Origin of the sequence: Streptomyces sp. NPDC058221 (assembly GCF_042882365.1) — a bacterium.
Taxonomy (GTDB): Bacteria; Actinomycetota; Actinomycetes; order Streptomycetales; family Streptomycetaceae; genus Streptomyces.
This window is the reverse complement of record NZ_JBHVWF010000086.1, coordinates 1-14,333: the sequence shown is the minus strand read 5'-3', so window position 1 is coordinate 14,333 and position 14,333 is coordinate 1. Positions and strand designations below refer to the sequence as shown.

Annotated in this window: 13 protein-coding genes; 6 read left to right on the top strand and 7 right to left on the bottom strand. The window is 73.4% G+C overall.

The genetic code is table 11. The features are described from left to right. Positions 1-11 precede the first annotated feature (11 nt). The gene (locus ACFVW8_RS24860) at positions 12-1,517 is read right to left on the bottom strand and encodes a bifunctional phosphatase PAP2/diacylglycerol kinase family protein (protein WP_389693563.1); all 1,506 of its coding nucleotides are present in this window, start codon (positions 1,515-1,517) and stop codon (positions 12-14) included. A 261-nt stretch (positions 1,518-1,778) separates the two neighbouring features. Here ACFVW8_RS24860 and ACFVW8_RS24855 point away from each other — a divergent pair, with 261 nt between their 5' ends. Next, a complete protein-coding gene (locus ACFVW8_RS24855) occupies positions 1,779-2,552 on the top strand; it encodes an IclR family transcriptional regulator (protein WP_389693561.1) in 774 nt (257 codons plus the stop codon). 5 nt (positions 2,553-2,557) lie between these two features. Further along, positions 2,558-3,400 carry an SMP-30/gluconolactonase/LRE family protein gene (locus ACFVW8_RS24850; protein WP_389693597.1) on the top strand — a complete coding sequence of 281 codons (843 nt, stop codon included), beginning with the start codon at positions 2,558-2,560 and terminating at the stop codon, positions 3,398-3,400. A gap of 52 nt (positions 3,401-3,452) precedes the next feature. Here ACFVW8_RS24850 and ACFVW8_RS24845 read toward each other — a convergent pair whose 3' ends face one another. From ACFVW8_RS24845 to ACFVW8_RS24835, 3 genes are all read right to left on the bottom strand, one after another. Then, positions 3,453-4,436, bottom strand: a complete 984-nt coding sequence (locus ACFVW8_RS24845) for a hypothetical protein (protein WP_389693559.1) — start codon at positions 4,434-4,436, stop codon at positions 3,453-3,455. Between the two features lie 90 nt (positions 4,437-4,526). Then, positions 4,527-5,555, bottom strand: a complete 1,029-nt coding sequence (locus tag ACFVW8_RS24840; RefSeq protein ID WP_389693557.1) for a zinc-binding dehydrogenase — start codon at positions 5,553-5,555, stop codon at positions 4,527-4,529. Further along, complete coding sequence (locus ACFVW8_RS24835; RefSeq protein ID WP_389693555.1) at positions 5,552-6,706, bottom strand: mandelate racemase/muconate lactonizing enzyme family protein; 1,155 nt, start codon at positions 6,704-6,706, stop codon at positions 5,552-5,554. Before ACFVW8_RS24835 ends, ACFVW8_RS24840 begins: the two co-directional genes overlap by 4 nt. Before the next feature lie 262 nt (positions 6,707-6,968). On the opposite strand from ACFVW8_RS24835, the gene ACFVW8_RS24830 reads away from it, so the two are divergent. Beyond that, entirely contained in the window at positions 6,969-8,234 is a 1,266-nt protein-coding gene (locus ACFVW8_RS24830; RefSeq protein ID WP_389693553.1) for an aminotransferase class I/II-fold pyridoxal phosphate-dependent enzyme, read from the top strand. Positions 8,235-8,255: 21 nt separating this feature from the next. On the opposite strand, the gene ACFVW8_RS24825 is transcribed toward ACFVW8_RS24830, so the two are convergent. The 3 genes from ACFVW8_RS24825 to ACFVW8_RS24815 are packed head-to-tail and all read right to left on the bottom strand — an operon-like array spanning position 8,256 to position 11,161. Beyond that, positions 8,256-8,876 carry a DedA family protein gene (locus ACFVW8_RS24825; protein ID WP_389693551.1) on the bottom strand — a complete coding sequence of 207 codons (621 nt, stop codon included), beginning with the start codon at positions 8,874-8,876 and terminating at the stop codon, positions 8,256-8,258. Beyond that, on the bottom strand, positions 8,873-9,655 hold the full coding sequence (locus tag ACFVW8_RS24820) for an MBL fold metallo-hydrolase (protein ID WP_389693549.1): 783 nt from the start codon (positions 9,653-9,655) through the stop codon (positions 8,873-8,875). Before ACFVW8_RS24820 ends, ACFVW8_RS24825 begins: the two co-directional genes overlap by 4 nt. A 54-nt stretch (positions 9,656-9,709) precedes the next feature. After that, positions 9,710-11,161 carry a PucR family transcriptional regulator gene (locus tag ACFVW8_RS24815; RefSeq protein WP_389693547.1) on the bottom strand — a complete coding sequence of 484 codons (1,452 nt, stop codon included), beginning with the start codon at positions 11,159-11,161 and terminating at the stop codon, positions 9,710-9,712. 112 nt (positions 11,162-11,273) lie between these two features. On the opposite strand from ACFVW8_RS24815, the gene ACFVW8_RS24810 reads away from it, so the two are divergent. The 3 genes from ACFVW8_RS24810 to ACFVW8_RS24800 form a co-directional block, all read left to right on the top strand. After that, positions 11,274-12,809 (top strand): purine-cytosine permease family protein, encoded by a 1,536-nt coding sequence (locus ACFVW8_RS24810; protein ID WP_389693545.1) that lies wholly within the window; start codon positions 11,274-11,276, stop codon positions 12,807-12,809. 48 nt (positions 12,810-12,857) lie between these two features. Continuing rightward, the gene (locus ACFVW8_RS24805) at positions 12,858-13,265 is read left to right on the top strand and encodes a YybH family protein (protein WP_389693543.1); all 408 of its coding nucleotides are present in this window, start codon (positions 12,858-12,860) and stop codon (positions 13,263-13,265) included. 71 nt (positions 13,266-13,336) lie between these two features. Continuing rightward, on the top strand, positions 13,337-14,333 hold a 997-nt coding region (locus ACFVW8_RS24800; RefSeq protein ID WP_389693541.1), incomplete at its 3' end, for an aldehyde dehydrogenase family protein.

Below are 14,333 nucleotides of genomic sequence, written 5' to 3'. Positions count from 1 at the left end.
CCGGGCGGGTCTCACACCTTCATCGGGCAGTACACCGTCAGCGCCTCCGGCAGTTTGTCGATCATCAACTCGCTGTGGCTGTGGGCGACTTCCCCGTCGTAGGCATACGGAGTCCCGGGCTTCAGCCCGGAGATCCGCACCCTGCGACGGCGGACGGCCGCATGTATGGGGGAGCGGCTCAGCGGGCCTGCGACGGCGGCGGCCAGCAGCCTCAGCCCGGGGGTCCGTCCGCCGTGCACCACTCGTACGTCCAGCAGCCCGTCCGCGAGGTTGTGCCGCCGGCCGGGCGCCGGGCCGACCCGCTGGAAGAGGCCGTTGCCCACGAACAGCAGCCACAGCGGCCGTCGCCGGCCCTGGAGCTCGGCCTCCAGCGGGCGCTCGCCGCGCAGCACCTTCAAGGCGGCCAGCACGCCGGCCGGCCAGCCGCCGATCCGGGGGGACCAGTGCTCGCGGGTCCGCACCAGCTCCGGATAGACGCCCAGGCTGAAGGCGTTGAGAAAGTATCCGTGCGCGCCCCCTGGCCCGTCGGGTCCCGGACGGAAGCGGCCCAGGTCCACCCGGACCGCGTCGCCCGCCGCGAGCGCGGCGCGGACGTCGGCCACGGTCTCGATGCCCAGGTCGTACGCGAAGTGGTTCAGCGTCCCGCCGGGGAAGACGGCCAGCGGCAGCCCGTGCACGGAGGCCACCGCCGCCGCCTGGTTGACCGTGCCGTCGCCGCCACAGACACCCAGCGCCCGGCCCCGTTCCGCAGCCCTCTCCAGCTCGGCGGAGAGCTCCTCGGGAGGACACTCCACGACCTCGGCGGCGGGCAGCGCGTCCCGGACCAGAGCGGCCGTGGCGGTCGCCGTCCCGGACTGCTGGTTGACCACGACGACCAGGTCCTGGCCGTCGGGCAGCGACGGCGCGTGGGCGGGAGGTCTGCCCGGCGCGGGCAGCTGCCCCCGGGTGGGCACGACGCCGCGCAGGGCGAACGCCGCCCCTATGCCCAGCGCCGCCCCGGCCAGCACATCGCTCGGATAGTGGACGCCGGTGTAGATGCGGGAGGCGGCCACGGACAGCGCGACGGGCGCGACGACCGCTCCCCAGCCCTTCGATTCGAGGGCCACCCCGGTGGCGAAGGCGGCCGCGGACGCGGCGTGCCCGGACGGGAAGGAGGTGGTGACCGGCTGGCGCTTGAGCTGCCGTATCACCGGCACCGAGTCCAGTATCGGCCGCTCCCTGCGGACCGCGCCCTTGCCGACCGTGTTGATCACGGCCGAGGCCGCCGCCATCGAGGCGATCCCGCGCAGCGCGGCCCGCCGGGCCCGTGCACTCCCGCCGAACGCGGCCATGCCCGCCGCGGCGCCGGCCCACAACAGCCCGTGATTGGCGCTGCGGCTGAGCCGCGGCAGTACGGGCCCGGCCGCCGGCCAGTGGCGCCCGGCCAGGTCCTGGAAGACGGCGAGATCGCATCGGTGCAGCAGGCCCCGGAATCCGGCGGGGGCCGGGAGGAGTGAAGGACTGTTCGGTGACGACATGGGACAGCGGATACCCTGCCGGGCCGCTCCGAACCAGCAGGCGCGCCCGGACGGCACCGTGCGGCCTGCACGGACGGGGCGCCGAGTGGCTCGGCCCACCCGCCGTCCGGCGGCATACCGGGATATCCGGTGCGAAACGGCGACTGTCCCGAGTGCCGGACATCACCTCGTCATTGCCCGGACAAGTGCGCCGCGCTTAGCCTGTGTTCGTGATGCCGGTCGCTGGCCGGAATGTCGAACGCGAGAGGGTGGTGCACGACCATGGGGCGACTTGTCCCTGCGGTGACCAGGGCGCTGGACGTACTCGAACTGTTCCTCGACGGCGACGGTACGCTCTCCGCGCCCGAGGTGACCCGCAAGCTCCAGCTTCCCCGCACCACCGTCCATGAGCTGCTCACCACGCTGGCCGCCCGCTCCTACCTGGTCACCACCCCCGACCAGCCCGGCCGCTACCGCCTCGGCGTCCGCACCTACCAGCTCGGCAGCCGCTACGCCGAGCAGCTCGACCTCGCCGCCGAGGGCCGGCAGGTGGCCCAGCAGGTGGCCGAGACCTGCGGGGAGACCGTCCATGTGGCGATCCTGGAGGACACCGACGTCATCTACATCGCCAAGGTGGACTCCACCCACGCGGTCCGGATGGTCTCGGCGGCCGGCCGCAAGCTGCCCGCCCACTGCACATCCGTCGGCAAGATGCTGCTCGCGGCGCTGCCCGACCGGGAGCTCGACGCCCGCCTGGACGGTCTCGAGCTCACCGGCATGACCCCGAACAGCATCACCGACGAGACGCGGCTGCGTGCCGCGCTCGCCGTGGTCCGCGAACGGGGTGTCGCGGTGGAGCACCGGGAGTCCAACCCCGACGTCAGCTGTGTGGCCGCGCCCGTGCGTGACCGGTCCGGCCGGGTCGTCGCAGCGCTATCCGTCTCCGTCCCCATGATCCGCTGGAGCGAGGAGCGCGAACAGGAACTGGCCACGCTGGCCGCCGAAGGCGCCGAGGCGCTCTCCGGCCGGCTCGGACATCACCGGAGGCAGCAGTGAGCCGTCTGAGTCCCGAAGTCGCCGTGCACGAGCACGCCACTCTGGGAGAGGGCCCGACCTGGGACATGGCCACCGGGCGGCTGATCTGGGTCGACATCCTCTCCGCCCGCGTCCACACCTACGAGCCGGCCACCGGGCGGCGCACGGTCATGGCGACCGAACAGCACGTCGGCGCGGCCAAGCCGCGCGCCGGTGGCGGCCTGGTCGTCAATCTGCGCGACGGCGTCGGTCTGTACGGCACCGACGGCGCCTTCCGCTGGCTGGTCCACGACGCCGAGCCGGGGCGGCGCGGCAACGACGCGGCCGTGGCGCCGGACGGCGCGCTGTGGGCGGGCACCATGCGCTACGACGAGTCGGAAGTGGGCGGGAGCCTCACCAGGATCGAGCCCGACGGCACGGCCACACGCGTGCTGCCTCTCGTGGCCTGCAGCAACGGCACCGGGTGGAGCCCGGACGGCCGGCTGATGTACTACATCGACACACCGACCCGCCGGATCGACGTCTTCGACGTGGACGGTGAACAGGTCACCGGCCGCCGCCCGTTCGCCACCGTGGAGGAGGGGGCGGGCTTCCCCGACGGGCTGACGGTCGACGCGGAGGGGGCCGTCTGGGTCGCCCTGTGGGACGGGGCCGCGCTGCGTCGCTACACGGCCGACGGCACGCTGGACCGCGTCGTCGGGCTGCCGGTACGACGGCCGACGGCCTGCGCCTTCGGCGGCCCGGACCTGCGTGATCTTTACGTCTCCACGGCCCGCGTGGGTCTGACCGCCCCGCACCCGCTCTCCGGTTCGCTGCTGGTCCTGCCGGACGCGGGCCGGGGCATGCCCGGTACGGCCTTCGCGGGCTGAGGGAGCCCGGGGCGCCGGGCGGGTCCGGAGGTACGGACCGCCCGGCGACCGTTCATGCCGCGGGGAAACGGCGCAGTGTGCCGGGCAGCCGCGAGCCCAGCGGCGACATGTTCCCGTCGGCGCCGTGCCGGGCCAGCAGGTCGAGGACGAGCCGGCCGCGCCGGACCCGCTCGCGGGCCGTGTCCAGGGCGACATCGCGCAGATGGGCGCCGTACGGGTAGATACCGGGCGCCTTGGACAGCCCGAACTTCAGATAGAGCGGGGCGCCGCGCCGGATCAGCTCCGCCGCCTCGTACATCCGCACATAGCCGCCGAGGTCGTCCGGAGCCTCGATGTACAGGTCCATCGGGGCGGCCGAAACCCGCCGGATCTCGGCGAAGTGAGCCAGCGTCAGGTCGGACGGGATGTTGACGGAGTCCGCTCCGAGCTGCTCGTAGACGGCGTAGGACGCCGGGTTGACCGGGCCGATGAGGGCCGACACCTTGAACGTCGTGTCGGCGGGCAACACCCCCTGGGCGCGCAGTCGGTGCAGCGTCCAGAGCACCCCTTCGTCGGCCACGAGCAGGCATTTCACGCCCAGCTCCGAGGCCCGAAGGGCGTCCTCGACACAGCCGGCCATGGCGTCGTGGCCGCGGGCCCGCAGCCCGGCCCCGCCCGAGTCCGTGCGGAACGAGGCCCCGGTGTCCCAGCTGCCGCGCGGACCGGTGAACAGGCAGAGCTCGATGCCGCGTTCGGCGCAGCCCTCGGCCATCTCGGTGATCGCGGCGTCGCTGAGCATCCAGACGCCGCTGCCCTGGCTGATCCGGTGGACGGGAACGTCGAGCCGCGCACTCTCCTTCAGGACGACGGAGAGCGCCTCGGGCCCCTCCACCGACGGGATCTCGGTCCGCCAGCTGCCGCCGTCGGGGAAGGAGTGCGGGGAGGTGTCGGCCGGGTCCGCGGCAGGGGCGCCGAGGCCGAGCGCGGTGAGCGCGGGCTCGCCCGGTCGCCGGACGCCGGAGCGGGGTCCGGACGGTGCGGGGGAAACGGAGGTCATGAGCGACCTTTCGTGTTCGGTGGGTCGGACGAGGTTCGGGAGGCAGGGGATGCGGGGGCCGGCCGCCCGCGGTGGACCGTGCGAGAGCCCTCAGGGACGCATCAGCACCTTCCCCGTCCCCTGGCCGCCGCCCCCGACCAGCGCCACGGCCTCCGCGAACCGCTCCAGCGGGAACTCGTGCGTGATCAGCGCGGCCGGGTCGAGCAGCCCGGCGGTGAACGCCCGTACCGCGTACGACCAGGACGCCGAGGACGCCCCGAACACGCTGCGTACGGTGAGCTGGCTCAGCGACAGATGCACGGGGTCGATGCCGGTGGCGCCGGGGGAGAACATCCCCGTGAGCACCACCCGGCCGCCGCGCCGTGCGAGGAGGCAGGAGTCGGCGGCGGTGGCCGGGGCCCCCGCCGTCTCCACGACCAGGTCGTACCGTCCGCGCGTCTCGGCGGCCTCCTCCGGCGTCAGGGCCTCGCTCGCCCCGAACGCCGAGGCCCGGCCCGCGCGTTCGTCCCTCGGGTCGATCACCGTCAGCTCCCCGGGTGACACCGCGGCCAGCAGCTGCACCGCGAGCAGCCCGAGTGTCCCGGCGCCCACCACCGCGATGCGTTCCCCGGGCTCGGGCGCTCCGGCGCGTACCGCCGAGGCGACCACGGCGGCCGGCTCCAGCAGTGCGGCCGCGCGCAGGTCCGCATCGTCGGCCAGCGGGTGCAACAGCCGTGCGGGCACCACGACATGGTCGGCGAACGCGCCGGGCCGGGTGAACCCCGTCTCGTCGTAACCCGCCGTGCAGAGCGAGGTCTCGCCGTCGCGGCACCGATCGCAGCTGCCGCAGGAGCGGAACCCCTCGGCGACCGTACGGCGTCCGGCAAGGGCCGGATCGACGCCCGCGCCCACGGCCTCGACCACTCCGGCCCACTCGTGTCCCGGCACCACCGGGTAGCGCACGTAGCGCGGGTCACGGTGGCCGTCGTAGACCTCCCGGTCACTCATGCAGATCCCGGCCGCGGCGACCCGTACCCGGACCTCGCCGGGACCGGGCTCCGGAACGGGGCCCTCGGTCAGCCGGTGCCGGCCCGGCCGGTCGATGGTGATCGCCCGCGAGCGGGCCGGTGCCCCGGTCACTTGGGCTGCCTCTTCTCCCAGCCTTCGGCCCAGAGGTCGAACCGCGCCTGCTGCTGCGGGAATTCGGCCGCCGCGTCCACATCGAGCTCCACGCCCAGGCCGGGGGCGTCGGAGAGCTCGAAGCACCCGGTCGCGGGGTCGACCTGCGGTGCGCCCTTCACGACCTTCTTGATGTCGGCGTCGGCGAAGTCATTGAAGTGTTCGAGGATCTTGAAGTTGGGTGTGCAGCCCGCGACCTGGAGGCTGGCCGCCGTCAGTACCGAACCGCCCACGTTGTGCGGAGCGATCAGCGTGTAGTGCGTCTCAGCGGTCGCGGCGAGCTTCCGCGTCTCCAGGATGCCGCCGATGTGACCGACGTCCGGCTGGATGATGTCGGCGGCCTGCGACTCGAACAGCTCGCGGAACTCGATGCGGTCGTGGATCCGCTCACCCGTCGCGATCGGAGTGCCGACCTTGCCCGCCACCTTGGCGAGCGCCTTGAGGTTCTCCGGCGGGACCGGCTCCTCCAGCCAGGCCGGCCGGAACGGGGCCATCTCGTGCGCGATCCGGACCGCCGTCGACGGGCTGAACCGGCCGTGCATCTCCAGCATCAGCTCGGTGTCAGGGCCGATCGCATCCCGGACCGCCTCGATCAGCGACACCGAGTACCGGGTCTCCTCCTGGCCCAGCTCGAAGTGGCCGGTGCCGAACGGGTCGATCTTCAGCGCCCGGTAGCCGCGCGCGACGACCGCCGACGCCGCCTTGTGGTACGCCTCCGGGGTGCGCTCGGTGGTGTACCAGCCGTTGGCGTACGCCTTGACCCGGTCGGTGACCCGGCCGCCGAGCAGCTGCCAGACCGGGACGCCGAGCGCCTTGCCCTTGATGTCCCAGCAGGCCATCTCGACGACGGCGATGCCCGACATCACGATCTCGCCGGCCCGCCCGTAGTCGCCGTACTTCATCCGGCGTACCAGGTCCTCCACGGCGAACGGGTCCGAACCGGCGATGTGGTTGGCCTCCGCCTCGCGCAGATAGCCGATCAGTGCGTCGGTGCGGCCGAGCATCCGGGTCTCACCCACACCGGTCAGCCCCTCATCGGTGTGCACCTGCACATAGGTGAGGTTGCGCCACGGTGTTCCGACCACATGCGTACTGATTCCGGTGATGCGCACGGACGTTACCCCTCGACGTGTTCGATATTTCGGCACTCGTTCGAAATCCTGGCGTGACCGTAATGACGCGGCAGGGCGAGTGTCAATGGTGCCGTCACGGCGGGTACGGTTCCGCGGCCCGCCGGGCACCCCCCGCCGCACCGTGGTAGCCCCGCCGCGGCTCTGTGGCAGCGCAGGCGCCCCGAGCCATTCCCTCGTATAAAGGGGCGGACACGGCCCGGGTGACGGGCCGGCTGACCGAGCGGCGGCGAAGGAGGCCCGGATGGGCCGGGAGCGGACCGGGCGTCAGGGACGCGGGCGGGCCGGGGGCGGCACCCCCGGGATCCGCGAGGACCGCGGGCCCGTACGGTACGGACCGCCCGCGCCCGGCCCCGGACTGCCGGTCCTGCCCGAACTGGCCGAGGTACTGGCGGCGGCAGCCGGCAGCGGAGTGCCCGAGCCGGCCGGCGGCTCGGCGGCGCTGCGCGAGGCGGCCTGCGCCTACTGGGACCGGCGCGGACTGCGCGGCGGCCCCGGACACGTCGCCGCCGCACCGGGCACATCCTCCCTGCTGCTCGCCCTGATCGCCGCGCACGGCGGCGACGTGCTGATGCCGCGCCCCTGCCCCGCCGCCTGGATCCCACAGGCCCGGCTGCTGGGCAGACCCGCCTACCACGTGCCGACCCCCGCCGAGTGCGGCGGCGTGCCCGATCCCTACGCGCTGCTGGAGACCGTGCGCAGAGTGCGCGCCGAGGGCGGCCGGCCCCGGCTGCTGCTGATCTCCGTCGTCGACGACCCCACCGCCACCGTCGCCCCGCCGGAACTCGTGCGCGAGGCCTGCGAGGCCGCCGTCGCCGAGGGGCTGCACATCGTCAGCGACGAGACCTGGCGCGACACCCTGCACAGGCCGCACGACACGGTGCTGCTCAGCCCGGCCGAGATGTGCCCCGACGACGTGACGGTCATCTCCGACCTGTCCGGCGCGCTGACCCCGTCCGCCTGGCCCGTCGCGGTCGCCCGCTTCCCGGACACCGGCCGGGCGGCCGTGCGCCACGCCCGTACGCTCGACATCCTCACCGCGCTCGGCGCCTTCGTCGCGGGTCCGGTCGCGGCGGCCGCCGCCCATGCGCTGCGCGAACCGGACGCCGTCACCGAACGGGTCCGCCGGGCCGCCGCGATGCAGGCCCAGGTCGCCGCCGCCGCGCACCGCGCGGTACTCGCCTCGGGCGCGCTGGCCCGGCCCCCGCAGGCGGGCCGCCACCTCTACGCGGACCTCGGCCCCCTCCGGTCCCGGCTCGCAGCCCGCGGGGTCACCGACTCGCTGGAGCTGGAGGAGTACCTCACGGAACGGCTCGGCGCACCGGTCCCCGGCGGCCACCGCTTCGGCGACGAACTCGGCGCGCTGCGGGTGCGCCTGGGCACCGGGCCGCTGCTCGGGTCGACCCCGCAGCAGCAGACGGAGTCCCTCACCGCGCCGGAGCCCCTCGGGCTCCCGCACGTCGCGGCGGCCCTGGGCATCTTCCGGGCAGCGCTCGACGAACTGCGCTGACGCCGCCCAGGACCCGGCCGGTCAGCCGGCGAACCGCGCGCGCAGCCGGCGCCACACCGCGGGCGCCCCGCTGATCAGCAGCGTCAGACCCACCGCGGCCACCACACCCTGCCACGGCTCGGGGAAGAGCGAACCGCCCAGAATGCCGATCAGCTGATACGTGGCGGCCCAGGCCAGACAGGCCGGCACATCCCCCCGGGCGAACCGTCGCATCGGCATCCGGCCCAGCAGACACGCCAGCATCACCGGAATCCGTCCGGCGGGCACCAGCCGGGACAGCACCAGCACCATCGCGCCGTGCTCGTCCAGCTTCTGCTGCGCCTGCGCGAGCCGCTCCGGGGCCGCCCGGTCGCTGATCGCCCGCAGCCACTTGGAACCGTTCTTCGACCGCACCCCGCGCCGGCCCAGCCAGTACAGGGAGACATCGCCGAGGAACGCAGCGGCCGACGCCACCGCGAAGACGTACAGCAGCGCGAACGGTGACGACTGGTGGACCGCCACCACCGCCGCCGAGCTCACCAGCGCACCCGTCGGCACCACCGGTACCAGCGCGCCCAGCGCCACCAGCAGGAACAGGGACGGATAGCCGACCGCCTGCTGCGTGGACTCCGGGGGCAGCCTGCTCACCACCTCATGGATCACCCGCCGGCCTCCGGCCGCACATGCTCGCCGTGCTCCAGCCGGTGCACCGCCACCTGCGGCGCCAGCAGCGCCGCCTGGCGGACGAATTCGACACCCGGCGAATGGAACTCGTGCGGCCGGACCCCGTCCATCCCGATCGGCCAGTACGTGCCGTAGTGCACCGGCACCGCCGAGCGCGGCGAGAGCCGGGCCAGCGCCTCGGCGGCGCGCCCCGCGTCGAGATGGCTGTGACCCAGGTAGGGCCCCCAGCCGCCGACCGGCAGCAGCGCCACGTCCACCGGGCCGACCTCCTTCGCCATGTCGTCGAACAGGCCGGTGTCCCCGGCGAAGTAGGTGCGCGCCGCGCCCTCGACGACGTAACCGAGCGCGGGGGAGCGGTGCGGGCCCACCGGCAGCCGCCGGCCGTCGTGCAGGGCCGGGACCGCCCGGATCAGCAGCTCACCGACGCGCACCTCGTCGCCGGCCGCCACCTCGGTGATCCGCAGACCCCGCATCCTGCGCAGGATCCGCAGACCCGGGACGGCCCGGACCGCGCCCGTCGGCACGACCAGCCGGCCGCCCGGGGCGATGCGGGCCAGGGACGGCAGATGCAGATGGTCGGAGTGCAGATGCGAGATGAGGACGACATCGGCGACGGCTGCCGCCGGGCCGGGCAGCTCGCCGCGTCGGCGGCGCAGATGCGCGAGGCGTCGTACGAAGAGCGGGTCGGTCAGGACCCGGACCCCGGAGTCCTCGATCGTGCAGGTGGCATGACCCCACCAGGTGACTTCCACCGGCACGCGCCGCCTCCTGTTCCCCGGACCTGCCGTCGAGCCTACGGGCAGTCGCTCCGCTCAGTCCGTGAGCCCCAGCGTGCCCGCCGCCTGGATGGCGAGCCAGACCTCGGCCAGCGCCCCCGTCGACCCCAGATCCCGGCCGGCCAGCGTACCGAAGCGCCGCAGCCGGTACGCCAGGGTGTTCGGATGGATATGGAGGGCGGCCGCCGCTGTCTCCGTACGGCGGTCGCGCTCCATCCAGGTGCGGACCGAGACCAGCAGCTGCGAGTCGTGCGCTTCGTCGTAGCGCAGCACCTCACCGAGCACGTGCTCCACCAGCGCGGACAGCACCGCCGGGTCGTCGGGCAGCCAGCGGCCCGTCGAGTCGTCGCCGTAGCGGACCACGGGCCGCCCGGACTCCACGGCCTTCGACACCGCCCAGAGCGCCTCCCGCTGCGCCACCCGCAGTGCGGCGCCCGGCAGGAAGGGCCGGCTCATCCCGGCCGCCACCTCGGGCAGCCCGCCGATCTCCCCGGCCAGTACCGGCGAGCCCAGCACATACCGGTCCTCACCCCAGGTCAGCAGGAGATGCGGGTGGTCCTGGAGACAGCGCAGCAGCCCGTCCTCCGTGGCGCCGCGGACCACGATCAGTACGGTGTCACCCTCGATCGCGTGCCGCGCCAGCCTGCGCCGGGCCGCCTCCGGGTCGAGCACCTCCTGCAACAGCTCGGCGAGCGTCTCCGCACCCTCGCGCCGCAGCGTCTCGCGCTCGGTGCGCACCATCGCGACCCGCAGCGCCGCCACCGTGGCGATGTGCTGGACGACGGCGAGCCCGGCGGGCTGGGCGCCCTCCCGCTCGTACGCCACCAGGAACCCCGCCGGTCCGCCCGGCGCCGGGACGGGCAGCACGAAACCGCCGGGAACCGTCGGCGGCGCGTCCGCCGACGCGGGCAGCACCCCCTGATCCGGCACCGGCACCCCGGGCAGCAGCGGGCGCCCCTGCGGCGTGCAGAGATAGACGTCGTACCCCGACAGGCGCTCCAGCCGGCGCAGCAGCGTGGGGGTGTCCAGATCCTCGGCGACCAGCCAGCGCAGCGAACCGAAGACCTGCAACTGCGCGCCCAGCCGGTGCCGGGCGTCCTCCTGCACCGAGGCGGCCACCTCCTGGGACACCGCGATGAAGGGCACCGCGAGCGGCACCTCGAGCACCGGGAACCCCCGCTCCTCGGCCGCCCGGAAGAACGCGTCGTGCAACGGAGGCATGTGCAGCTGCGCCGAGAGGGCCAGCGCGGAGACACCGGCGTCGTCCAGGCGCTCCAGATAGGCGCGCTGACCGGCGGCGGTACGGGGCACCGCCAGGCCCGCCGTCATGATCACCTCGGCGCCGAGCAGCCAGGGCGTCGGGTCGGCGAGCTCGCTCGCGTGCGCCCAGGAGACGGAGCGGCCGAGACCGCTGCTGCCCGCCCTGACGGTGAGCTGGAGCGCGGGGAACGACAGCAGATCCTCGACGGTGAGTTTGTTGTCAGCCACAGATATCAGGGTATCCCTCTGTGACTTTCACAATTGCCCACCGTGCCCGGGGCCCACAGACTGAGGGGCCAGTCCCCGCGCATGAACAGGACGAACAGCAGGTGGAGCGCCCGTGACTACCTCGATCACCGAAGTCGAGACCAACGGAGTGGAGCGGATCCCCGATGCGGACCGCACCGCCCGGCCCGTCGACCTCTTCCGGCTCGCCTTCGGCGGCGCCAACACCTTCGCGACCTGCGTACTGGGTGCCTTCCCGATCCTCTTCGGCCTCTCCTTCTGGCAGGGCCTCACCGCGACCGTCCTGGGCCTGCTCGCCGGTGCGCTGCTGCTCGCGCCGATGTCGCTGTTCGGCCCGCGCAACGGCACCAACAACGCCGTCTCCTCCTCCGCCCACCTCGGTGTGCACGGCCGGGTCGTCGGCTCGTTCCTCTCGCTGCTCACCGCCGTCGCGTTCTTCTCGATCTCGGTGTGGTCGTCCGGCGACGCGCTCGTCGGGGGTGCGCACCGGCTCGCGGACGTGCCCGAGTCCGATGTCACGTACGGCATCGCCTACGCGATCTTCGCCGGACTCGTCCTGGTGGTCTGCGTCTACGGCTTCCGCTTCATGCTGATGGTCAACAAGATCGCGGTGGTCGCGGCCTCGGCACTGTTCGTGCTCGGCGCCTTCGCCTTCGCCGGGGATTTCGACGCCGGGTACGCGGGCTCCTTCGCCTCCACATCCGACCCGCTGTTCTGGCCGTCCTTCGTCGGCGCCGCCCTGATCGTGCTGTCCAACCCGGTCTCGTTCGGCGCCTTCCTCGGCGACTGGGCCCGCTACATCCCGGCCGACACCCCGCGCCGCCGCGTCATGGGCGCGGCGTTCCTCGCCCAGGCCGCCACCCTGCTGCCCTTCGTCTTCGGCCTCGCCACGGCGTCGATCATCGCCACGAAGGCCGCGAAGTACGTCGACCCGGCCGCCCCCAACTACGTGGGCGGACTGCTCGCCATCTCACCCGGCTGGTACTTCCTGCCGCTCTGCCTCATCGCCCTGATCGGCGGCCTCTCCACCGGCACGACGGCGCTGTACGGCACCGGACTCGACGTCTCCAGCGTCTTCACCCGCTTCAGCCGGGTGCAGTCGACGTTCTTCATCGGTGCCCTGTCGATCGCCTTCATCTTCGTCGGCCGGTTCGCACTCAACCTCACCCAGTCCATCTCCACGTTCGCCACGCTGATCATCACCTGCACCGCCCCGTGGATGATCGTGATGGCACTCGGCTACGTGACCCGGCGCGGCTGGTACGACGCGGACGCGCTCCAGGTCTTCAACCGCCGGCAGACCGGCGGCCGCTACTGGTTCAACCACGGCTGGAACTGGCGCGGACTGTCCACCTGGCTGCTCTCCGCCGGCGTGGCGCTCCTCTTCACCAACCTGCCGGGCCAGTTCGTCGGCCCGCTCGGCGACCTGGCCAACGGCACGGACATCTCGCTGCCGGTCGGCCTCGTCCTCGCGGCCGTGCTCTATCTCGTCCTGCTGACCGTGTTCCCCGAACCGCGTGCGGTGTACGGGCCGGACGGGCCCCGGTTCGTCCGGGCCTCCGACACCCCCGTCCCGCCGATCACCGACGCCGACGAGCAGCCCGCCCCCGAACCGGCCGCCGCGCTCTGACACCGGCCTTCTTTCCCGTCTCCCGCCCCCCGCACCCAGGAGCCGTCCATGAGCACGCCCGACCAGGACACCGGACAGGTCAGGGCCGCCGCCGACGCGCTGGTCGCCGCCTTCGCCGAGGGCCGCCTCGACGACTACTTCGCTGCCTTCGCCCCCGACGCGAGCTTCGTCTTCCACTCCACCCCGCAGCGGCTCGGCTCCACCGCCGAGTACCGCGCCCTGTGGCAGGAATGGGTGGACCGGGACGACTTCCGCATCCTCGGCTGCGCCTCGACCGGGCAGCTGATCCAGCACTTCGGCTCCACCGCCGTCTTCAGCCACGACGTGGAGACCACCGTCTCCACCCGGGAAGGCCGGGAGACGGTCCACGAGCGGGAGACCATCGTCTTCGCCCGCGCCGCCGACGGCAGCTGGCCCGCCGTCCACGAGCACCTGTCCGCCCGTACGGCCGGCTGAGGCGCGCGACACCGCCGCCCGCCTCCCGGCCCGTAACCCGCCCGACCACGAGAGAGACCGGTTCTCCCCGCATGACCCTAACGTTCCGCAACTTCATCGACGGTGTCCCCTCGGACGCCTCGGACGGCCGCACACTCGATGTGGTGGACCCGGCCACCGGCGAGGTCTACGCGACCTCGCCGCTCTCCGGCGCCGCCGAGGTCGACGCGGCGATGACAGCCGCCGCTGCCGCCTTCCCCGTCTGGCGCGACACCACCCCCGCCGTGCGCCAGCTGGCCCTTCTGCGGATCGCGGACGCCATGGAGGCGCGGGCCGACGAGCTGGTGGCCGCGGAGAGCCGGGACACCGGGAAGCCGCTGCACCTCACCCGCAGCGAGGAACTGGCTCCCGCCATCGACCAGGTCCGCTTCTTCGCGGGCGCGGCCAGGCTGCTGGAGGGCCGCTCGGCCGGCGAGTACATGGACGGCATGACCTCGATCATCCGCCGTGAGCCGGTCGGGGTCTGTGCCCAGGTCGCCCCGTGGAACTACCCCCTCATGATGGCCGTCTGGAAGTTCGCCCCGGCGCTCGCCGCGGGCAACGCCGTGGTCATCAAGCCGTCCGACACCACCCCGGCCTCCACCGTCCTGATGGCCGGGATCATCGGCGGGGTGCTGGACTCGCTGGAGCTGCCGCGCGGCATCTTCAACGTGGTCTGCGGCGACCGCGAGACCGGCCGGCTGATGGTCGAGCACCCGACGCCCGCGATGGCCTCCATCACCGGTTCGGTCCGGGCCGGCATCCAGGTCGCCCGGAGCGCGGCCCTCGACGTCAAGCGCGTCCACCTGGAGCTCGGCGGCAAGGCGCCCGCGGTGATCTTCGAGGACGCCGACCTGGCGAAGGCGGTCGAGGACCTGATCGTCGGCGGCTTCTTCAACGCCGGTCAGGACTGCACGGCCGCGACCCGGATCCTGGTCCACGAGTCCGTCCACGACGCGTTCGTCACCGCGCTCGCGAAGGCGGCGGCCGACACGAGGACCGGGCAGCCGGACGACGAGGACGTGCTCTACGGCCCGCTCAACAACGCGA